A 20,414-nucleotide genomic window follows, 5' to 3' on the forward strand; every position below is an offset into this window, starting at 1 on the left:
AGGCTCGGCCGGGGTCACGCGTTCGGGTCCGGCAACTTGTGTGACTCCGACCGGGTGGGTGATGCGGCTCCTCCCGCGCGGCACGGCAGCGGGCGCCCGTCCACTGCCTAGCCTGCCGCGATGTCGAAGATCAGATTGTGGGCGGCCGGTGCGTCCGCCGCGGCGCTGATGGCCCTCGTTCCGGCACCGGCCCAGGCGCGGGCGGCGCACGAGCCGGTCCGGCCCGCCTCCCTCCCCGCCTACGCCTGTGCCACGGACCAGTGGCCGTGGGGCTGCGTCGCCGAGTGCGAGAGCGGCGGCCGCTGGCACATCAACACCGGGAACGGCTTCTACGGCGGCCTCCAGTTCTGGCAGCCGACCTGGGAGGAGCACGGCGGGCTGCGCTACGCGAAGCGGGCCGACCTGGCGACCCGCCCGCAGCAGATCACGGTCGCGGAGGCGGTCCTGCGCACGCAGGGGTGGGGGGCCTGGCCGGTCTGCTCCAAGCGGTACGGACTGAGCGGGCGGGCGCACGTGGTCCAGCCGGGCGACACCCTCAGCTCGGTCGCCCGGCGGTTCGGGATCGCGGGCGGCTGGCAGGCGCTGTACCAGGCGAACCGGAGCGCCGTGGGGGCCGATCCGGACCGGCTCCTCGTCGGAACGATGCTGCGAATCTCACCGCTCACCGCCCTGCGGTGAACTCGGCGGCCTCCCCGCTGAACGCGAGGGAGCCGCGGCGCAGTTCGTGCAGCAGCGTGCCGGGCGGCAGCCCGGGCGGGGGCCGCTGCTCGGCGAGGACGACGGCGGCGCCCTGGCGGGCGAGGGCGGCGAGCAGCCCGTACGTACGCGAGGAGACCGCGGGCGACATGCCGAGGGACGGCTCGTCGACCAGGACCACGCGGGCGGGCGTCCGCAGGGCCCGGGAGAGCGCGAGCATCCGGCGCTCGCCGCCGGAGAGGGTGCCGGCCGGGCGCGCGAGCAGGGGCACCAGTTCGGGGTAGGCCGCCAGGGCCCGCTCCCGGTCCCCGGGGGCGAGGTCCAGGTTCTCGGCGACGGTGAGCGTCGCGTACACCGCCCGGAGATCCGGTACGAAGCACAGTCCGCGCCGTGCCCGGGCGTGGGCGTGGAGGCGGGTCACGTCCGCGCCGCCCCACACGACCCGGCCGGAGGCCAGGGGCACGGTGCCGGCGAGGGCGCGCAGGGCGGTCGTGCGGCCGGAGCCGTTGCGGCCGACGAGGACGGTGACGGTCGCGGACGGGACGGGCAGGTCGAGGCCGTGCAGGGCCTCCAGGGGGCCGTAGCGGACGCGGGCGGCGCGCAGGGCGATCTCGACGCTCATGACACGATCCGGCCTCCTTCCATGGTGTGGACGGTGTGGGCGACGCCGGCGACGAGGTCCGGGTCGTGCTCGACGAGGAGGACGGCGAGGCCGTCGGCGGCGAGGGCGGCGAGGATCCGGACGAGGGCGGCGGTCTCCGCGGCGTCCAGTCCGGCGGAGGGCTCGTCGAGGAGCAGGGTGTGCGGTCCGCCGGCGAGGGCGCGGGCCAGCTCCACCCGGCGGAGGGTGCCGGTGGGGAGGTCGGCGGCGGGGTGGTGGCGGACGGGGCCGGAGAGGCCGAGGAGGCGGAGGGCCTGTTCGGCGGTGGCGGGGGAGTGGACGTGGCCCTGCTCGGCGCCGAGGCGGACGTTGTCCTCGACGGTGAGGGAGGGGAAGACCGCGAGCTGCTGGAACGAACGGGCGACGCCGAGACGGGTGCGGGCGTGGGCGGGGCGGGCGGTGATGTCGGCGCCGTCGAGGGTGACCCGGCCGTCGGTGGGCCGCAGGGTGCCGGCGAGGCAGTCGAAGAAGGTGCTCTTGCCGGCGCCGTTGGGGCCGACGAGGGCGGTGACGCGGCCGGGGGCGAGGGCGACGGTGACGTCGGTGAGGGCGGTGAGGCCGCCGGGGTAGGTGAGGGTGAGGCGATGTGCCCGGAGCCGCGCCGGGGCCGGGGCCGGTGCCGGCCGGCGGGGGCGCGGCCGGACTCCGTCCGGCCCGGTGTTCCCCCCGCGCGTACCGCTGGGCGGGGAAGGCGCGGGGGCACCGGTGGGTCGTGGCGCGCCGGTGGCGGGTGCCGGTGCTCGCGTGGGGCCACCCGTGGGTCGTACCGCGTCGGCGGGGGCTGTCGGCGTCCGCGCGGGGCCACCGGTGGGCCGTGGCGCGTGGGTGGCGGGGGCCGGTGCCCGGCGGGTGGGCAGCCAGGACGTCAGGGGCGGGATGCGGCCCGTCAGGGCGGCCAGGACACCGATCGCGGCCGCTGCCACGCCGCCCCTCGTGCCCGCGTCCAGGCCGACCAGGAGGGCCGCCGCGGCCAGCGGGGAGAGGAGGCTGTCGGCGCCCAGGACGATGATCGCGGCGAACCAGAGGAGGCCGCGGACCGGGTCGTAGGCCTCCGGGTCGAAGGCGCGCAGGCCCATGCCCAGGAGGCCGCCGCCCAGGGCCGCCAGGGCCGCGCCCAGGACGAAGGCCAGGATCTTGAGCAGGCCCACCCGCACCCCGGACGCCTCCGCGCCCGCCTCGTGGTCGCGCAGGGCGGCGAGCGCCCGGCCCGTGCGGCCCCGGCGCAGGGCGGCGACCAGGACGAGGCAGCCGGCCAGGACGACGAGCTCCAGGGCGTAGAAAAGGCGGTCGTCGGTGAAGCCCGCCGGGCGCCCGAGCTCCAGGCCGGCCGTGGCGTACGGCTGCGCGAAGACGAACCGGCTCACCGCCACCCCGACCGCCAGCGTCGCGAGCGCCAGCGCGAGGCCGTGCCGACGGATGGCCGGCCAGCCCGTGACCAGGCCCAGCGCGGCCACGACGACCACGGCCAGCCCGAGCGCCGGCAGCTCCGGCAGGCCGCCCGCCGCGAGCAGCGCCGTGAACAACGCGCCCAGACCCGCGTACGCCGCCTGCCCGAGCGCGATCTGCCCGCCCCGGCCCGTCACCACCACCAGGGAGAGCAGCACGATCGCGAGCGCCGGGACCTGGATCGCCGTGTGCAGATCCGTACCGGCCAGGCCCAGGGGGAGCAGGAAGAGCACGCCGACCGTGAGCCACACCCCCCGCGGGGTCCGGGGCTCGACGGCCGGCGGCGGCAGCGCGTCCTGGCCGCGCCCCCCGACCCCCGGCAGGACCAGCGCGGCCACAAGGAGGGCGAGCACGAACAGGTTCGCCCCCACCGCCTGCACCAGCGGCCCCGCCCACCCCTCCGGGTGGAGACGGGTCAGCTGCGCCTGCGCCACCCCGAGCGCCAGGGCCGTCACCACCGCGACCGGCAGGCTCCGCATCCGGGCCACCACCGCGACCGCGATCACCTCGACGACGAGAAGCGGCATCCCGTAGGGGTCGAGCCGTACGTACGGGGCGAGCAGCACCCCCGTCAGACCCGCCGTGAACGCGCCGAACGCCCATCCCGCCGCCGACACCCGGTCCGCGTCGATCCCGCCCAGCATCGCCAGCGGCCGGTTGTCCACCACCGCCCGCAGCTCCCGCCCGAACCGGGTCCACCGATTCACCGCCCCCACCGCCACGGCCAGCAGGACCACAGCAGCGAGCTGCGTCCACGGGTCGTCGCCGAGCAGCACCGGCGCGTCCGCGCGCGCCCCGGTGCCCCACACCAGGGCCGCGCCGCCCACCAGCAGGACGAAGACGCCGATGGAGGCCACCAGGGTCTGCGCCGGGTTGGAGCCGAGGAGCGCCAGCGGCCGGAACACGGCCCGGTCGAGGACCAGGCCGATCCCGGGCGCGACCACGACCAGCGTCACCAGCGCGCCCAGGGACAGCGGCCAGCCCCACTCGACCACCAGCTGCCGCAGGACGTACGCGCAGACCATGGCGATCGCCCCGTGCGCCAGGTTGAGCACGCCGGTCGCGCGGTACGTGACGATCAGCCCGATGCCGGTGAGCGCGGCGGCGCTGCCGACCGCCAGTCCGGCGAGGGTGAGGTCGTACGTCAGCGAGGCCACGGCTCACACACCGGACAGGCGCCGAGCTCGGCGTCCCCCGCCGGTTCGGCATCCGCCCGGCCCGCCACCAGCGGGCAGTCGGGCCGGTGGGCGAGCGTCCCGCCCGGTACCCGGACCGGGGGCTCGTCCGAGGAGGGCGGGGCCGTGTCCTCCGGGGTCCCGGCGGCAGGCGTGGGCCTGCGCACCGGAAGCCGGCCCGCCGCCCCGACGAGCACCGCCCCGGCCACGATCAGTGCCGCTCCCGGCACCGTGCACGAGGCGAGATAGGGCAGCTGCCGCTCCGCGAAGCGCTCGCCGGAGATGCCGTACCAGCCCAGGACGCAGAGCACCGCGCCCCCAGCCGCCGCCGCGACACCGGCCCACAGCAGTCCCCGGGATGCCGGCACGGGACCTCCCTCACCTCAGCCCCCCGACCGACTCGCCCCTGATGTTCCCTTCCTTGCACTATGCCCGGAACCGGCTCACCCTGGAATCATCGGGCCGCTCGGCCCCGACGGACACCCGGTGGTGAGCCAGATGGTTCTCAAGCGACGCGGTGGACGCTCCCGCTCTCGTATCGCCGCCCTGGCGGCCGCCTCGGTTCTGGTGGCCGGGCCCGTCCTCGCGGGCTGCGGGAGCGACGACGGCGACTCGGCCGCCCCGGCGACCGAGACGGCCGCCACCGAACCGGACGACCCGGCCGCCGCCCGGGCGGAGATCACCGAGAACTGGACCACCTTCTTCGACCCCGACACCCCGGTGGCGGAGCGGGCGGAGCTGCTGGAGAACGGCGAGCAGATGCGGCCGGCCCTCGAAGCCCTCCTGGGCAACCAGGCCGCGTCCGCGGCCACGGCGAAGGTCAAGGGGATCGAGTTCACCTCGCCGAACGACGCGAACGTGACCTACGACCTGCTGGTCTCCGGGGCCCCGGCCGTGCCCGACTCCCGGGGCACGTCCGTCTTCCAGGAGGACACCTGGAAGGTGTCCCTGAAGACCCTGTGCGGCCTGGCACAGCTCAGCGGTGCGACCGTTCCGGGTTGCTGAGTGGACAGGGGCGCTGCTCCTGGCCGCGCTGCTCGCCCTGACCACGGCGTGCGGCAGCCGGCTCCCGGAGCGCGCGTTCGAGACGCGGCCCACCGCCACTTTCCCCTCCGGCGGTGAGCCGCTCAAGATCGGCATCATCACCAGCGCCACCAGCCCCGTCGGCGGCGACGCGTTCTCCGGCCCGCGCGACGGAGCCCGCGCCTGGTTCGACGCCCTCAACGCCCGCGGAGGGCTGAACGGACGCCGGGTCGAGGTCGTCACCTGCGACGACGGCGGCAGCGGCGTCGGCAACAACGAGTGCGTGCACCGGCTGATCGACGAGCAGAAGGTGTTCGCCCTGGTCGCCACCACCGCCCTCGACTACGCCGGGGCCCCACTGGTCGCCAGGGCCGGCGTTCCCGACATCGGGGGACAGCCGCTCACCCCGGCGTACGACACCTATCCGCATCTGTACGGGATCTACGGCAGCCTGGCCCCGCGCACCGGCGCGGCGCCCGGCTGGGGCGGGGTCCTGTACGGCGGGACCGAGGTCTACCGCTGGTTCGCACGCGAGCACGGCGCCCGTACCGCCGCGGTCGTCGCCTACAACCAGGCCGCTTCGACCGCGTACGCCCGGCTGATCTCCGACGGGCTGCGGGCCGAGGGCTACCGGGTCGTCGAGGAGCAGGTCGACTTCGCCCTGCCCAACTTCCGTGCCGTCGCGGCCGATCTGCGGGCCCAGGGCGCCGACCTCGTCTTCGACGCCATGGACACCCACGGCAACGCCCGGCTCTGCGCGGCGATGGAGGAGCTCGGCGTCAAGGTCACCGCCAAGGTGACCAACGTCCAGAACTGGAACGCGACCGTGCCGCGCGACTACGCCGACTCACCCGGCTGCCGGGCCTCGCTCTTCGCCACCGGCTCCAGCCGGAACTACGAGGACACCGGGCAGCCGGCCGTCCGGGAGTTCCGGGCGGCGATGGGCGATCGCCCGCTTTCCCAGTGGCAGTTGGAGGGCTGGGCGGCCGCCATGTGGTTCACGGACGCGGCGCTCTCGTGCGGGGACCGGCTCAGCCGCGCCTGCGTCGAGGAGTTCCTCAACCGGCCGGAGCCGTACACCGCCCGCGGACTGCTGCTGCCCGTACGCTTCGAGAAGCTCGCCGAACCGCCGAAGACCCGTGACACCTGTCTGTCCGTGGCCCGTTGGCAGGACGGACGGGGATGGGTCAGCCAGGGCGACATGAACACGAACTGCGCCACCGTCCCCCAACTCGGCTACCGGCCCTGAGCCACCGGCCGTGAACCGGACGAGGTCAGGGCGTACAGTCGCCAGCGACCGACCAATTGACCGGGGGGAACCGCCAGCCCGATGCGCATCTCGTTTCTGCTTCACAACGCCTACCACATCGGCGGAACCATCCGGACGACGTTCACCCTGGCCCAGGCCCTCGCCGAGCGTCACGACGTGGAGATCGTCTCCGTCTTCCGGCACCGGAACGCGCCGATCCTGAGCGTCCCCGACGGTGTGACCCTGCGTCACCTCGTGGACCTGCGCAAGGACAGCCCCGACTACGACGGCGAGCACCCCGACATCTCCCGGCCGGCCAGGGTCTTTCCGCGCGGCGACGGCCGGTGGAAGCAGTACAGCGCGCTCACCGACGCCCGGATCGGCGCCCATCTGGCGTCCGTCGAGGCCGACGTGGTGGTGTCGACCCGCCCCGGCCTCAACGTCCACCTCGCGCGGCAGACCCGCCGCGGCCCGGTCCTCGTCGGCCAGGAACACCTGATCCTGGACGGCCACACCTACCGGCTGCGCCGTGAGATCGCCCACCGGTACGCGGTCCTCGACGCCGTCACCACGGTCACCGAGGCCGACGCCCGCTCCTACCGCGCCCGGCTGCGGCTGCCCGGCGTACGGATCGACGCGGTGCCCAACAGCGTGCCCGCGCCGAGCGTCCCGCCCGCCGACCCCGCCTCGAAGGTCGTCGTCGCGGCGGGCCGGCTGACCCCCGTCAAGCGGTACGACGTGCTGGTCGAGGCCTTCGCCGAGGTGGCCGCGGCGCACCCGGACTGGAAGCTCCGGATCTACGGCACGGGCGACCACTTCGGCAACGTGAAGCAGGCGCTCGCCCGGCAGATCGACAAGCTCGGACTCGGCGAGAACGTCTTCCTCATGGGCACCGCCAACCCGATGGAGCCGGAGTGGGCCAAGGGCTCGATCGCCGCCGTCACCTCGCGGCGCGAGTCCTTCGGCATGACCATCGTCGAGGCGATGCGCTGTGGTCTGCCGGTCGTCTCCACCGACTGTCCGTACGGCCCCCGCGAGATCATCGAGGACGGCGTCGACGGCCGCCTCGTGCCCGTCGACGACGTCTCCGCCGTCGCCCGGGCCCTGCTCGAACTCGTCGAGGACGACGAACTGCGCGCCAAGACCGCGCGGGCCGCGCTGACCGCCGCGGAACGCTTCGACCCGGCCCGCATCGCGGCCCGGCACGAGGAGATCTGGTCCGAACTCGTCGCCCGGGGCACGAGCGGCCGCACCCACGGGCCGCTCCGCGAAGCCGGCCACCGCGCGGCCGGCACCCTCGTCGACGCCGTGTACGAGCTGAAGCGCCGGATCGGAGTCCTCGTCCGCCGCTTCCGCTGACCCCGGGCCCGGACCGGTGGCGCCACGGGCGGGAATCGAGGACCGTGGCTGTCCGCGACTGCTGGCAGACTCGCCCCCATGTTGGAGACGTCCGCACGGCTTCTGCGCCTGCTCTCGCTGCTGCAGGCCCATCGGGAATGGTCCGGGTCCGACCTCGCCGACCGGCTCGGGGTGACCACCCGGACCGTACGGCGGGACGTCGACCGGCTGCGCGAGCTCGGCTACCCGGTCAACGCCAGCCCCGGCACGGGCGGCGGGTACCAGCTCGGCGCGGGGGCCGAGCTGCCGCCGCTGCTGCTCGACGACGAGGAGGCCGTCGCCGTCGCGGTCGGGCTGCGCACGGCCGCCGGCCAGGGCGTCGAGGGCATCGGCGAGGCCTCCGTACGCGCCCTGGCCAAGCTGGAACAGGTGCTGCCGGGCCGGCTGCGGCGCCGGGTGAGCACGCTCAACGCCTTCACCGTGCCGATGCTGCGCACCCCGGCCACCCAGATCGACCCGGCCGTCCTCACCGACATCGCCAACGCCTGCCGGGACGGCGAGCGGCTCCGCTTCGAGTACCGCGACCACGGCGGGACCGCGACCCGCCGCACCGTCGAACCGCACCGGCTCGTCTGCACCGAACGCCGCTGGTACCTGGTCGCCTGGGACGTGGACCGGGCCGACTGGCGTACGTTCCGGGCCGACCGGATCGATCCCAGGCCGCCCCACGGCCCCCGCTTCCCGCCCCGCGAGCCGCCCGCCGAGGACCTGGCCGCGTATGTCGCGAAAGGCGTGGCGGGGGCGGCCTACGCGGCCGAGGCGACGATCCGGCTGCACGTGCCGCTCGCCGAGGCCGCCACGGTCGTCGGGCCCATGGACGGAGTCCTGGAGCCGGACGGGGACGCCGCCTGTCTGCTGCGCACGGGGGCGGGCAGCCTGGCGGGCATGGTCGTCCACGTGCTGATGCTGGGGCTCGAGTTCGAGGTCGTCGCCCCGACGGAGCTGAACGACTGGGTCCGGACGCTCAGGGACCGGCTTTCCCGCGCTGTCGAGCGCCCGGAGCGCTGATCCGCATCCGCTCGTAGGCGACGAACTCCGGGTGGTGCAGATCGAAGGCCGGTGACTCGGAGCGGATCCTCGGGACGGCGTCGAAGTTGTGGCGGGGAGGCGGGCAGGACGTCGCCCACTCCAGGGAGCGGCCGAACCCCCACGGGTCGTCCACCTCGATCTTCTTCCCGTATCTGGCGGTGAGCCAGACGTTGTACAGGAACGGCAGGGTGGAGGCGCCGAGCAGGAACGCGCCGAGGGTCGACACCGTGTTGAGCGCGGTGAACCCGTCGGCGTCCAGATAGTCCGCGTACCGCCGCGGCATGCCCTCCGCGCCCAGCCAGTGCTGCACGAGGAAGGTCAGGTGGAAACCGACGAAGAGGGTCCAGAAGTGGACCTTGCCGAGGCGCTCGTCGAGCATCCTGCCGGTGAACTTGGGCCACCAGAAGTAGAACCCGGCGAAGGTCGCGAAGACGACCGTGCCGAAGACCGTGTAGTGGAAGTGGGCGACCACGAAGTACGAGTCGGTGACGGCGAAGTCCATCGGCGGCGAGGCGAGGATGACGCCGGTCAGCCCGCCGAAGAGGAAGGAGACCAGGAAGCCGACCGACCAGAGCATCGGGGTCTCGAAGGAGAGCGACCCCTTGAGCATCGTGCCGGTCCAGTTGAAGAACTTCACCCCGGTCGGCACGGCGATGAGGAACGACAGCAGGGAGAAGAAGGGCAGCAGCACCGCCCCGGTGGCGAACATGTGGTGCGCCCACACGACCACCGAGAGCCCGGTGATCGCCATGGTGGCGGCGATCAGGGTCGCGTAGCCGAAGATCGGCTTGCGGGCGAAGACAGGGATGATCTCGCTGACGATCCCGAAGAACGGCAGCGCGATGATGTAGACCTCGGGGTGGCCGAAGAACCAGAAGAGGTGCTGCCACAGCAGCGCCCCGCCGTTCTGCGGCTGGAAGACCAGCGAGCCGAAACGCCGGTCCGACTCCAGGACGAGGAGCGCCGCCGCCAGCACCGGGAAGGCCATCAGGACCAGGATCGCGGTGAAGAGGATGTTCCAGGTGAAGATCGGCATCCGGAACATCGTCATGCCGGGCGCCCGCATCCCGACGATCGTCGCCAGGAAGTTCACCGAGGTGAGGATCGTGCCGAAGCCGGAGAGCGCGAGCCCCATGATCCACAGGTCGGGGCCGATGCCGGGGGAGCGCTCCAGGCTGTTGAGCGGGGCGTAGGCGGTCCAGCCGAAGGCGGCGGGCCCGCTCGGCACCAGCAGCGAGCCGATCACCATCAGGCCGCCGAAGAGGAACAGCCAGTACGAGAACATGTTCAGCCGCGGGAAGGCGACGTCGGGGGCGCCGATCTGGAGCGGCACCAGCTCGTTGGCGAAACCGGCGAAGGTCGGCGTCGCGAAGAGCAGCAGCATGATCGTGCCGTGCAGCGTGAACGCCTGGTTGAACTGCTGGTTGTCGATCAGCTGGAGTCCCGGGCGGGCCAGCTCGGCCCGCATGAGCATCGCCATCACCCCGGCGGCCAGGAAGAAGACGAACGAGGTGACCAGGTAGAGGTGCCCGATCTTCTTGTGGTCCGTCGTGGTGAGCCAGTCGATCAGGACCCGCCCATGCCGTTGACGAGGTGATTCGACGGCCGCGTGCGCGGTGTCGATGCCCATCGATGCCTCCGGTTCCGAATCGTCCGGACATGATGCGCGCTCGCGGGGCGGGGAGGCGGGAGGCGGCCGGCGGCGCTGCTCCGGTCGGCCGATCGTGTGCGCGTCATGCGGGGAAATCGTGAATACCGAGAGGAAGTCGCTCGGACCTGAATTCCCCTGACCAGGGCGTGGGAAGGAATTCCGGAAGCCCTCGCCCGCACCGTCGTGGGGGGCCTGGAATTACCGGAGAATGGGCCGGAAACTGCCCTTTCGAGTGACGGTGCTCGTGTCAAACATATGTCGAGAAGCTGTGACACAAGCGTGACCGGTAAGGGACTAACGTGAGCCACATGACACCCAAGCCGACGTTCCCCGTACCGCCGGAAGACTATGTGGGGCTCGACCAGGAGCAGGCCGAACGGCTCGCCCGCGACCACGGCTGGAGCGTGGTCCGGTCCCTGCCTCCGGGCTCGATCATCACGATGGAGTACCTGGAGAGCCGTATCAACTTCGAGGTGACGGAAGGTACCGTCACGCGCTGCTGGCTCGGCTAGGCACCGACACGAGGAAGGGCCCCGGCAGCCGCCGGGGCCCTTCCTCGTGCGGTCCTGTGCTCTCAGCCGCCCGTGAGCGGCCGCGAGTGCGGCGGGCGGCGGCTGCCGGCCGGAGTGACGGGGGTCCGCTCCGAGCGCGGGGTGTGCCCGGCGTGTCCCGCGTGTCCGGCGTGCGCCGGGTGCGACCGCGGGGCGGTGAGCGGCGGGTTGAGACGGCCGTCGCCGCGCGGGGCGCCCGCCCGCCCGCTGCGGGCGCCGATGATCTCCCGGACCGGCTCCTCGGCCGTCGCCGGACGCTGCGGGTACATCGCAGGACGCGGCCCACCGGTCGCGACGGGCAGCGACGGGACCAGCCTGCGGCGGGCCCGCAGCTGCTCGCGCAGCCGGTCGCGCGCGCTGAGCACCATGGCCTCCACGCGGCTGATCAGCGGCTCGCACCAGGGCAGCGCCAGCAGGATGAGCAGCCCCGCGGCCCAGCCGAGCAGCACGTCGCTCAGCCAGTGCGTACCGATGTAGACGGTGGTCAGGCCGACGCCGAGCGCGACCACGGCGGAGAGCGCCGACAGATAGCGCCGGGCCCGCGGGGTGGTCGCCAGATAGGCCAGGATGCCCCAGGTCACGACCGCGTTGGCGGTGTGGCCGGACGGAAATATATCGCCGCCCGCGAAGAGCTCGGCCGAGCCGATCTGCGTCGCGTAGTGGGGACCGAGACGGCCGAGTCCGAGCTTGACCGCGCCGACGGTGACGTTGAGCAGGAGCAGCGCGGCGCCGAGGGTGAGCAGTGGCCGCAGGGTGTGCTGGCGCCAGGAGCGCCAGCCCAGCCAGGCCGCCACCATCACGGCCGTCGGGCCGCGCTGGCCGAGGACGACGTAGTAGTCGAGGAAGGCATGCAGGTCCGGCCACTGCTGATAGGGCCGGAAGAGCATGATCTTCCAGTCGAGGGTCACCAGCCAGGTCGAGAGCAGCACGGCCACGACGATGGCGAGATAGAACGCCAGCGTCCCGCCGAAGAGGGCGAGACGCGTGCGGGTCATCCGCGGGACCTCTATCTTCGGCGGTTCCGGCTCCCGGTCCAGCCGGGCAAAGATGTCGGTACGCACCCAATCGACGTTACAGGGAGTGAGTGTCGACCTTGGTCGATCCGGTGTCTTCGTGATGACGATGTGATGTGGAGTAGGTCTCAGTCGGGGGTTTATCCCTGGCGTCTGTCGGAGAATCCGATGACCTTCCGCCCTATTGCCGCGGGGTGGCTTTCCGGAAGTCTGTTTGCACGCCGGGGAAATGCGTCAAACGGTTGTGCGGCGGAATGGGGGTCGCCGCGCGGCGCGGGCGGAGTGGCGTACGCCACACGCGGCGGCCCGCCGGGGTGAGAGCTGCACCACGCGCTCGGGCCTTGAACTCGCGTACGCTGACGGCTCACTCGCCCGTCGATGCCGGGCCGCCCCGGGGACCCGAAACCCGGCCGGTGCCCGCCGAGCGCGAGGGCTTCACTGGGAGGTACGTACATGCAGCGGACGATCACGGCCGGAGCACGACTCCGCGCCGCCGGCGGCGGTGCCAACCGCTGGGTCGTCCTCGTCGTCCTCTGCGTCAGCCTGCTGCTGGTCGCACTGGACGCCACCGTTCTCCACGTCGCCGTCCCCTCCCTCACGGAGGACCTGCGCCCCAGCTCCACCGCGCTGCTCTGGATCGTCGACGCCTATCCGCTGATCTGTGCCTCGCTGCTGATCCTCTTCGGCACGCTGGGTGACCGGGTCGGCCGCAGACGGGTGCTGCTGCTCGGGTACGGACTGTTCGGCGTCGCCTCCGCGGTCGCCGCGCTCGCCACCGCCCCCGGGGTCCTGATCGGCGCGCGCGCCCTCCTCGGCGTCGGCGGCGCGATGATCATGCCCGCCACGCTCTCGATCCTCCGGGCGGTCTTCCCCGACCGGCGCGAGCGCGCCACCGCCATCGGTATCTGGACGGCCGTCGCCGCGATCGGCGCCGCCACCGGGCCGGTCCTCGGCGGCTTCCTGGTCGAGCACTACTGGTGGGGCTCGGTCTTCCTGATCAACATCCCGCTGATGGCGCTGATCCTGCCGCTCGGCCGCTGGCTGCTGCCCGAGTCCAAGGGGCGCGCCGACGGCCCCTGGGACGTCCTCGGCGCCCTGATGGCCGCGGCCGGTGTGCTCGGCGCCGTCCTCGGGGTGAAGCGGATCGGCGCGGGCGAGAACCTCCTCGCGCCGGCGACCAGCGCACCGCTGCTCATCGGCGCGGCGCTGCTCATCCTCTTCGTACGGCGGCAGAAGCGCCGGGCGCATCCCCTGATCGACATGCGGCTCTTCTCCCGGGCCGCCTTCACCACCTCCGTCGGCTGCATCGTGCTCGCCATGCTGGCCCTGGTCGGCCTGGAGCTGATCGCCGTCCAGTACCTCCAGCTCGTCCTCGGGCTCAGCCCGCTGGAGACCGGGCTGCGGCTCCTGCCGCTCACCTTCGCCGCCATGGCGGCCGGTGCCACCGGCTCGTACAGCCTGCGCCGGATCGGGCCCCGGCGGATGGTCGGCTGGGGCTTCGTCCTGACCGCCGCCGCCGTACTGCTGCTCGTCATGATGGGCCAGCACGACCGGCCCGCGTTGCTCACCTGTGGCTTCGTGCTGCTCGGCTTCGGGCTCCAGACCACCCTCTTCTCGGCGTACGAGTCGATGCTCAGCGAGGCCCCGCCGGAGAGCGCGGGCGGCGCGGCGGCGATCGGCGAGACCTCGTACCAGCTCGGCGCGGGCATGGGCATCGCGCTGCTCGGCAGCGTGATGAACGCGGCGTACGCCCCCGGCCTCGCCGACGTCCCCGGGGTCCCGGCGGCCGCGAGCCAGGCCGCGGCGAACTCGCTCGGCGAGGCGTACCAGATCGCCGACCGGCTCGGCGGCTCGGCCGGCCCCGCGCTGTACCACGCGGCCCGGCACGCCTTCGTGGACGGACTGCACGTGACGCTGTTCGTCAGCGCGGGGCTGCTGCTGCTCGGTGCGCTGATGGCACTGCGGCTGCCGCGCGTGATGGAGTGCATGGTGGATCCGGAGGACCTGGTGGCCCAGGCCGACGTGCGGGTGCCCGCCACCCGCGAGCCGGTCGAGCCGGCCGGCTCGACCTCGCGGAGTGCCGGGCAGGGCGCCCACCGGTCGTGACGCCTTCCGGCGGAGCCGGCCGGCGGCGGCCGGTGAGCCGGTGAGCATCCCCCAGCGTCGCCGCTGGGAGGTGCCCTCGGCTCAGCTCTGGTTGAAGAAACCGTCCTGCGCACGCCCCGAGGGGTCTCCGCTGATGATCTGCGTGTCGGCGGGGGTCAGCAGGAAGACCCGCGTCGCCACCCGCTCGATCGAACCGCGCAGACCGAAGGCGAGGCCGGCGGCGAAGTCGACCACGCGCTTGGCGTCGGAGGGCTCCATGGACGTGAGGTTCACGATCACCGGGACGCCGTCCCGGAAGAGCTCGCCGATGCCCCGGGCGTCCCGGAACCCGTCCGGGGAGACGGTCGCGATCCGGCGGCCCTGCTCCTGCGCCGTGTCGGACGCCACCCGGACCCGAGGGTCCGTCACCCAGGCGTCGCCGCTCTCGGCAGTCTCGGCGTACTCGTCGTCGTAGTAACGCTCGTCGTTGTCCTCGACGAGGCCCAGCCATGCACTCGCCTTGCGCACCGATCCCATGGTCGCCTCCTTTCAGCGCGGTCACTTGTGGTTCCGCATGTCCCTATCGTCGTCCATGATGCGGATCGCGCGCCAAGTGGATAGTCGGCGCGCTCGTGTTTCGTGACGGTACTGGTGCAGAACGTGAGGGCCGCTTTCTGGCGAATCGTCAGGAATGGTGCGGTATACGGGGCCTGACGGAGGTTCCGCAGGGGCTGTGCAACTAAAATATGAAAGTCGGGCCAGAAGGGTGACGCTCGGAGCGTCCGGGTGAACGGGCCGGCTCGATACGATGCCCGCCACACCGCCGGCGCACGTGCCGCACGACTCACGGGGGAGTCTCTTGTTCGGAATAGTCAGGCCCTGCACGCACCGGCTCACCGAGAGCCTCAGGGTCGAGTGGATGGCTCATCTCTGCGGCCTCTGCCTCGCACTCCGGGCGGACCACGGGCAGTTCGCCCGGGTGGTCACGAACTACGACGGGCTCATCGTCTCGGTTCTGACGGAGGCTCAGACCGGTCTGGTCGACGGCGGACGGCGTACCGCCGGTCCCTGTCCGCTGCGCCAGATGAGGACCGCGCCGGTCGCCCAGGGCGAGGGAGCGCGCCTCGCCGCGGCCGTGTCCCTGGTCCTGGCCTCGGCGAAGGTGCGCGACCACGTCGCCGACCGGGACGGGCTGTTGGCCCGCAGGCCGGTCGCCGCGGCCGCCCGCCGCGTCGCCAGGTCCTGGGACCGGGCGGGCGCGCGCACCGGGCGGGCGCTCGGCTTCGACACCGCCGTCCTGGTGGACGCCGTGGACCGGCAGACCGGGATCGAGACGCTCGCCGGACCCGGCACACCGCTCCTCGCCGTGACCGAGCCGACCGAGACCGCGACCGCCGCAGCCTTCGCCCACACCGCCGTGCTGGCCGGCCGGCCCGGGAACGCCGAGCCGCTCGCGGAGGCCGGCCGGCTCTTCGGGCGGCTCGCCCATCTGCTGGACGCCGTGGAGGACCGGGAGGCCGACGCCGCCTCCGGCGCCTGGAACCCGCTCGCCGCGACCGGGACCTCGCTCACGGAGGCCCGCAGGCTCGCCGACGACGCGCTCCACGGGATCCGCCTCGCGCTGCGGGACGCCGAGTTCGCGAACGGCCGGCTGGTGCACATGCTGCTCGCCCACGAGCTCCGGACCTCGGTGGACCGTGCCTTCGGCACGACGACCTGCGCGCACGGGACGCCGGGGCCGGTGCCCGGAAACCCGTACGGGAACGGCGGTGGGAACCCGTACGGGAACGGCGGTGGGAACCCGTACGGCGGCGGCAACCCGTACGGGAACGGGGGCGGCAACCCGTACGGAGGCGGGACGGGTCACCCCGGCGGCCCCGCGGGGCCGGGTGGTCCGGGTGGTCCGGGTGGATTCGGCGGCCCGGGTGGTTTCGGTGGCCCTGGCGGTCCGGGTGGGATGCCGCCGCAGTTCGGTGGCGAGGGCCCGCAGCGGCCCAAGCCGCGCGGGTTCCTGGCCGGGTGCGCCGCGTTTACGTGGCTGTTCTGCACCTGCCAGATCTGTTGTGCGAAGGAGTACGAGGGTCCGTGGTCCCGGAAGAAGCGCAGGGGTGCCTGCCGGGACGCCGACGGGTGCGACTGCCCGTGTGACTGCTGCGGTTGCGACTGCTGAGTCCCGTCAGCAGGTCGGACGAGGGGAGTTGAGCTCGGCTACGCGTGAAGGCGCCGCGGGGACTGCGCGGGCAGCGGGAACACAGGGGTCGGGCTCAACAGGAAGAGGACCACACGCGACCGAGGTCGATGTGGGAGCGCGAGACCAGCCAGAGCTGCGAGTGCATGGCGTAAGTGGAACAGGCATCCGTTTGTCCGTCAACCACGGTGAGACGTACGGCTCACCGTTCGGACACGCTTGACACCCGAGGGCTCCACCGGCCTACCCTCGAAGGGCGGTTGGAGCTGAGGGGCTCCGAACCGTGCTCGCCGTGCGTGAAGGTCACCCCGTGTTCGATCGAAGCATCCACGGAGCCCTCGCATGTCCACGACCCTCGAACCCCCGCCGCTCACGCGGCCCTCCGACGCCCCGGCCAGACGCTCGCTGGTGATCGTCGGCGCCGGGCCGCGCGGAACCGGGGTGCTGGAACGTATCGCCGCCAACGCGCCCGAGCTGCACGACGGTTCGGGCCTCGACATCCATCTCGTCGACCCGTACCCGCCGGGCGGCGGTCGCATCTGGCGCCACGACCAGTCGCCACTGCTCTGGATGAACTCGCAGGCCCGGGACGTCACGATGTTCACCGACGAGACCGTCGAGATCGCGGGCCCCGCCCTCCCGGGCCCCACCGTGCACGAGTGGGCCGGCGGCGACGGACAGGCCTTCGTCAGCCGCCGCACGCACAGCGGCTATCTGCGCTGGGTGTACGAGAAGGCCGTCGCCGCCATGCCGCGGGACGTCGCCGTCCACCACCACCCGCACCGGGCGCTGCGCGTCGCGGGAGCGCCCGCCGACCGCCAGACGGTCTGGCTGGAAGGCGTCGGCACACCGCTCACCGCCGACCTCGTCATCCTCACCCAAGGACATCTGGACGCGGAACTCGACGACGAACAGGCCGCGTTGGCCGCCTACGCCGAGCGCCACGGGCTTGTGCACCTGCCGCCCGACTTCACCGCCGACAGCGACCTGTCACGGCTCGCGCCCGGCGCCCCCGTGCTCGTGCGCGGCTTCGGCCTCGCCTTCGTCGACCTCATGGTGCTGCTCACCGAGGGCCGCGGCGGCCGGTACGAGAACGGGGAGTACGTCCCGTCCGGACGCGAGCCCGTCCTGTACGTCGGATCGCGGCGCGGAGTCCCGTACCACGCGAAGATCGGCTATCCGCCGGAGGGTGAACGGCCCCCGCTCCCACGCCACCTGGGGCCGGACGAGATCGACGGACTCCTCGCCCGGCCCGGCGGCTTCGACTTCCGGCGGGACGTCTGGCCGCTGGTCGGGAAGGAGCTCGGATTCGCCCACTACCACCGCCTCTTCACCGCGCATCCCGAGCGCACCCGGATCCCGTGGGCGGACTTCGACAGCGCCTACGCCGCCTGCCCGCCCGGAGCGCCCGAGCTGGACGCCCTCGTCGCCGCCGCTGTGCCCGACCCGGCCGACCGGCTCGACCTCGCCGCGCTCGACCGCCCCCTCACCGGCGTGCGCCACACCGACCCCGAGGCCCTCCAGGAGCACCTGCGCGGCCACATCACCGCCGACCTGGCGCGCCGCGGCGACCCGGCCCGCAGCCCCGACCTCGCCGTCTTCCACGCCCTGATCTCCGTCTACGGACAGCTGGCGCGGCTCGGCGACATCGGGGCCTGGTGGCACGGCTTCTTCAGCTTCCTGGCGTCCGGGCCGCCGGCCCCACGGCTGAGGAACCTGCTTCCGCTCTCCCGCGCGGGCGTCGTGCGCTTCCTCGGCGCGGATCTGCGGGTCACCGCCGTGGGCGGGAAGTTCCGGGCCCAGAGCTCCACGCTCCCCGGGCACGTCACCGAGGCCCGCGCCCTCGTCGAGGCACGGCTCCCCGAGCCCACGGTCGTCGGCAGCCGGGACCCGCTGCTGCGGACGCTGTACGCCGACGGCGCGGCCGCGACCCCGGCGGGACTCCTCGCCGTCGACCCCGCCGACGGCCGCGTCCTGGACCGGGCGGGGGTGCCGCACCCGCGCCGCTTCGCGCTCGGACCGCACACCGACGCGCGCGGCGCCGGCGGCTTCACGCGGCCCGGCACCAACGGCCTCTCCTTCCGGCAGAACGACGCGACCGCGCGGACCGCGCTGGCCTTCCTGCGCGACCTGTCCCGTCATGCCCCGCTGAGCGCCTGACCGCGCGCCCACCGCCCCTGTCCGGCCCCCGCCGTCCGCGCTCCTCCAGGAGCGTCGCGTCCGGGGCTTCCCGAACCCGTATGGAAGGGTTGAACACCATGAGCACGGATCCCCAGCAGGACTGGCAGCACTGGCACGAGCAGCGCACGGCGGCGGTCTCCTCGTCGTACGGTCCGCTCTCCCTCACCGGCACGTACTGGCTCTCCGACTACCCGGAGGGTCGAATTCCGGCCGTTCCCGGGCGGTGGCTGGACGACGGCGACGAGGTGGTTCTCACGGCCGACGCCGAGGACGCCGTCACCGTGGACGGCAAGCCGCTGATCGGCAGCGTCCGGCTGGGCGCCGATCACCCTCCGATCCACGAGTCACGCGCCGAGTCGGCCGGACGGCGGCTCGTCGTACTGCGCCGCGAAGGGCTCTGGGCCGTACGGGACTTCGACCCCGAGTCCGCGGCACGCCGTGCTTTCCAGGGCATCGAGGCCACGCCGTACGACGAGCGCTGGGTGGGGCCCGGCACCTTCCGGGCGTACGAGGAGTCCCGGAGCGTCCGGGTCGAGAACGCCGACGGGAAGGAGCGAGGGCTCGGGCTCGCAGGCGAACTCTCCTTCCGGCTGCGCGGCGTCGAACACACGCTCCAGGCCGCGGTGGAGGACGACGGCACGCTGTGGGCGGTCTTCGCCGATTCCACCAGCGGCCGTGACAGCTACCGGTTCCGCTTCCTGCGTCCGCCCGCGCCCGCGGCGGACGGCTCGGTGACCGTCGACTTCAACCGTGCGCTGCTGCCGCCGTGCGCGTTCGCGGACCACTTCATCTGCCCGTTCCCCCCGCCGGGGAACACCCTCGACACCGCTGTGCCGGCGGGGGAGCGGCGACTGGTCCGGGGCTGAACCGGTCTTCCCGCGGACCGGGTGGGGAACGAGGGGCGTCGGTGGCGGTGGGGCCACGGCGCCCCCTTGTATGGCCACGGCGCTCCTTCGTGCGGCTACGGTCCGGCCGCCCGGTGCTGCGGCGGATGCGCTTCGTAACACCGTTGCCCCCTGCGGTAGTTGAGTGCCGTACGGCCGAAAGGCGCCCTTGCGGCGTCCGCCCGGGCGGCCCGAGACTCCCCCACAGCGCCGGCCTCTGGCCGCGCCTCACGGGTCCGGCCCCCCACGGCGGACCCCCGATTCCCCTCTGGAGGAACGAGAAGTGAGGACCACGCGCACCACCCCCACGAGATCCATCCGTCTGCTCGCCGTCGCCACCGGCCTCGCGGCCGCGGCGGCCGTCGCGATCCCCACCGCGAGCGCCGACACCGCACAGACCTTCAGCGCGTCGCAGCTCTCCGCCGCGGGCGACGCCGTCCTGACCGCCGATGTGGCCGGTACCGCCTGGCACGTCGACCAGGCCACCCACACCCTCGTCGTCACCGCCGACTCCACCGTCTCGAAGGCGGAGATAGCCGAGATCAAGCGCCAGGCCGGAGCCAACGCCGGGGCGATCCGCATCGAGCGCACCCCGGGGAAGTTCAACAAGCTGATCTCCGGCGGCGACGCCGTCTACGCCTCCAGCTGGCGCTGCTCCCTGGGCTTCAACGTCCGTGACAGCGCGGGCAACTACTACTTCCTGACCGCCGGGCACTGCACCGACGGCGCGGGCACCTGGTACTCCAACTCCGGCCGCACGACCGTCCTCGGCTCCACGTCGGGCTCCAGCTTCCCGACCAACGACTACGGCATCGTCCGGTACACCAACAGCAGCGTCACCAAGTCCGGAACGGTCGGCAGCGTGGACATCACCAGCGCCGCCAACGCCACGGTCGGCATGTCGGTGACCCGTCGCGGCTCCACCACCGGCATCCACAGCGGCTCCGTGACCGGCCTCAACGCCACCGTCAACTACGGCGGCGGTGACGTCGTCTACGGCATGATCCGCACCAACGTGTGCGCCGAGCCGGGCGACTCCGGCGGCCCGCTCTACTCCGGCAGCAGGGCCATCGGCCTCACCTCCGGCGGCAGCGGCAACTGCTCCTCGGGCGGCACGACCTTCTTCCAGCCGGTCACCGAGGCGTTGAGCGCGTACGGGGTCAGCGTCTTCTAGGCGGTGCTCC

17 protein-coding genes are annotated in these 20,414 nt (G+C 73.2%); 11 read left to right on the top strand and 6 right to left on the bottom strand.

The genetic code is table 11. The features are described 5' to 3' along the window. Nucleotides 1-120: 120 nt before the first annotated feature. The gene (locus tag M5362_RS29910) at nt 121-678 is read left to right on the top strand and encodes a transglycosylase family protein (RefSeq protein ID WP_308354923.1); all 558 of its coding nucleotides are present in this window, start codon (nt 121-123) and stop codon (nt 676-678) included. On the opposite strand, the gene M5362_RS29915 is transcribed toward M5362_RS29910, so the two are convergent. From M5362_RS29915 to M5362_RS29925, 3 genes are read right to left on the bottom strand one after another with little or no spacing between them, the layout of a single operon-like run. Then, entirely contained in the window at nt 662-1,318 is a 657-nt protein-coding gene (locus tag M5362_RS29915) for an ATP-binding cassette domain-containing protein (RefSeq protein WP_260230946.1), read from the bottom strand. The two genes, M5362_RS29910 and M5362_RS29915, sit on opposite strands and share 17 nt — an antisense overlap. Further along, a complete protein-coding gene (locus M5362_RS29920) occupies nt 1,315-3,960 on the bottom strand; it encodes an ATP-binding cassette domain-containing protein (protein WP_260230947.1) in 2,646 nt (881 codons plus the stop codon). Before M5362_RS29920 ends, M5362_RS29915 begins: the two co-directional genes overlap by 4 nt. After that, nucleotides 3,948-4,346, bottom strand: a complete 399-nt coding sequence (locus tag M5362_RS29925; RefSeq protein ID WP_260230948.1) for a hypothetical protein — start codon at nt 4,344-4,346, stop codon at nt 3,948-3,950. The genes M5362_RS29920 and M5362_RS29925 overlap by 13 nt, the downstream gene beginning before the upstream one ends. A gap of 130 nt (nt 4,347-4,476) precedes the next feature. Here M5362_RS29925 and M5362_RS29930 point away from each other — a divergent pair, with 130 nt between their 5' ends. From M5362_RS29930 to M5362_RS29945, 4 genes are all read left to right on the top strand, one after another. Then, nucleotides 4,477-4,983, top strand: coding sequence for a hypothetical protein (locus M5362_RS29930; protein ID WP_260230949.1), 507 nt, complete (start codon nt 4,477-4,479; stop codon nt 4,981-4,983). After that, nucleotides 4,961-6,250, top strand: coding sequence for an ABC transporter substrate-binding protein (locus M5362_RS29935; protein ID WP_260230950.1), 1,290 nt, complete (start codon nt 4,961-4,963; stop codon nt 6,248-6,250). Before M5362_RS29930 ends, M5362_RS29935 begins: the two co-directional genes overlap by 23 nt. A gap of 81 nt (nt 6,251-6,331) precedes the next feature. After that, nucleotides 6,332-7,609: a glycosyltransferase family 4 protein gene (locus M5362_RS29940; protein WP_260230951.1), complete on the top strand. Its 1,278-nt coding sequence runs from the start codon at nt 6,332-6,334 to the stop codon at nt 7,607-7,609. A 78-nt stretch (nt 7,610-7,687) separates the two neighbouring features. Then, nucleotides 7,688-8,656: a YafY family protein gene (locus M5362_RS29945; RefSeq protein WP_260230952.1), complete on the top strand. Its 969-nt coding sequence runs from the start codon at nt 7,688-7,690 to the stop codon at nt 8,654-8,656. On the opposite strand, the gene ctaD is transcribed toward M5362_RS29945, so the two are convergent. Beyond that, a complete protein-coding gene (ctaD, locus tag M5362_RS29950; RefSeq protein WP_260230953.1) occupies nt 8,613-10,307 on the bottom strand; it encodes a cytochrome c oxidase subunit I in 1,695 nt (564 codons plus the stop codon). The two genes, M5362_RS29945 and ctaD, sit on opposite strands and share 44 nt — an antisense overlap. 329 nt (nt 10,308-10,636) lie before the next feature. On the opposite strand from ctaD, the gene M5362_RS29955 reads away from it, so the two are divergent. Then, nucleotides 10,637-10,840, top strand: coding sequence for a proteinase inhibitor I78 (locus tag M5362_RS29955; RefSeq protein WP_260230955.1), 204 nt, complete (start codon nt 10,637-10,639; stop codon nt 10,838-10,840). 62 nt (nt 10,841-10,902) lie between these two features. Here the strand turns inward: M5362_RS29955 and M5362_RS29960 are convergent, their stop codons facing one another. Continuing rightward, entirely contained in the window at nt 10,903-11,940 is a 1,038-nt protein-coding gene (locus tag M5362_RS29960) for a phosphatase PAP2 family protein (RefSeq protein WP_260230956.1), read from the bottom strand. A gap of 405 nt (nt 11,941-12,345) precedes the next feature. Between M5362_RS29960 and M5362_RS29965 the strand changes: the two genes are divergently transcribed. Further along, nucleotides 12,346-13,998: an MFS transporter gene (locus tag M5362_RS29965; protein ID WP_260230957.1), complete on the top strand. Its 1,653-nt coding sequence runs from the start codon at nt 12,346-12,348 to the stop codon at nt 13,996-13,998. An 81-nt stretch (nt 13,999-14,079) separates the two neighbouring features. On the opposite strand, the gene M5362_RS29970 is transcribed toward M5362_RS29965, so the two are convergent. Continuing rightward, complete coding sequence (locus M5362_RS29970; RefSeq protein ID WP_260230959.1) at nt 14,080-14,514, bottom strand: cell division protein SepF; 435 nt, start codon at nt 14,512-14,514, stop codon at nt 14,080-14,082. Nucleotides 14,515-14,836: 322 nt separating this feature from the next. Between M5362_RS29970 and M5362_RS29975 the strand changes: the two genes are divergently transcribed. The 4 genes from M5362_RS29975 to M5362_RS29990 all read left to right on the top strand — a co-directional run bounded on the left by M5362_RS29975 (nt 14,837) and on the right by M5362_RS29990 (nt 20,404). Beyond that, nucleotides 14,837-16,147 (top strand): DUF5685 family protein, encoded by a 1,311-nt coding sequence (locus M5362_RS29975; RefSeq protein WP_260230960.1) that lies wholly within the window; start codon nt 14,837-14,839, stop codon nt 16,145-16,147. A gap of 360 nt (nt 16,148-16,507) precedes the next feature. Further along, a complete protein-coding gene (locus M5362_RS29980) occupies nt 16,508-18,325 on the top strand; it encodes an FAD/NAD(P)-binding domain-containing protein (protein WP_260230961.1) in 1,818 nt (605 codons plus the stop codon). Nucleotides 18,326-18,423: 98 nt separating this feature from the next. Next, entirely contained in the window at nt 18,424-19,212 is a 789-nt protein-coding gene (locus M5362_RS29985; protein WP_260230962.1) for a DUF1684 domain-containing protein, read from the top strand. Between the two features lie 301 nt (nt 19,213-19,513). Further along, entirely contained in the window at nt 19,514-20,404 is an 891-nt protein-coding gene (locus M5362_RS29990) for a S1 family peptidase (RefSeq protein WP_260230963.1), read from the top strand. Nucleotides 20,405-20,414 lie beyond the last annotated feature (10 nt).

The organism is Streptomyces sp. Je 1-79, assembly GCF_025195125.1.
GTDB lineage: Bacteria > Actinomycetota > Actinomycetes > Streptomycetales > Streptomycetaceae > Streptomyces.

Bases quoted from the DNA above. Each gene is read 5' to 3' on its own strand.
- ctaD (WP_260230953.1), bottom strand. From the start codon at position 10,307: ATGGGCATCGACACCGCGCACGCGGCCGTCGAATCACCTCGTCAACGG.
- M5362_RS29955 (WP_260230955.1), top strand. From the start codon at position 10,637: ATGACACCCAAGCCGACGTTCCCCGTACCGCCGGAAGACTATGTGGGG.
- M5362_RS29970 (WP_260230959.1), bottom strand. From the start codon at position 14,514: ATGGGATCGGTGCGCAAGGCGAGTGCATGGCTGGGCCTCGTCGAGGAC.
- M5362_RS29980 (WP_260230961.1), top strand. From the start codon at position 16,508: ATGTCCACGACCCTCGAACCCCCGCCGCTCACGCGGCCCTCCGACGCC.
- M5362_RS29985 (WP_260230962.1), top strand. From the start codon at position 18,424: ATGAGCACGGATCCCCAGCAGGACTGGCAGCACTGGCACGAGCAGCGC.
- M5362_RS29910 (WP_308354923.1), top strand. From the start codon at position 121: ATGTCGAAGATCAGATTGTGGGCGGCCGGTGCGTCCGCCGCGGCGCTG.
- M5362_RS29940 (WP_260230951.1), top strand. From the start codon at position 6,332: ATGCGCATCTCGTTTCTGCTTCACAACGCCTACCACATCGGCGGAACC.
- M5362_RS29930 (WP_260230949.1), top strand. From the start codon at position 4,477: ATGGTTCTCAAGCGACGCGGTGGACGCTCCCGCTCTCGTATCGCCGCC.
- M5362_RS29965 (WP_260230957.1), top strand. From the start codon at position 12,346: ATGCAGCGGACGATCACGGCCGGAGCACGACTCCGCGCCGCCGGCGGC.
- M5362_RS29945 (WP_260230952.1), top strand. From the start codon at position 7,688: ATGTTGGAGACGTCCGCACGGCTTCTGCGCCTGCTCTCGCTGCTGCAG.
- M5362_RS29915 (WP_260230946.1), bottom strand. From the start codon at position 1,318: ATGAGCGTCGAGATCGCCCTGCGCGCCGCCCGCGTCCGCTACGGCCCC.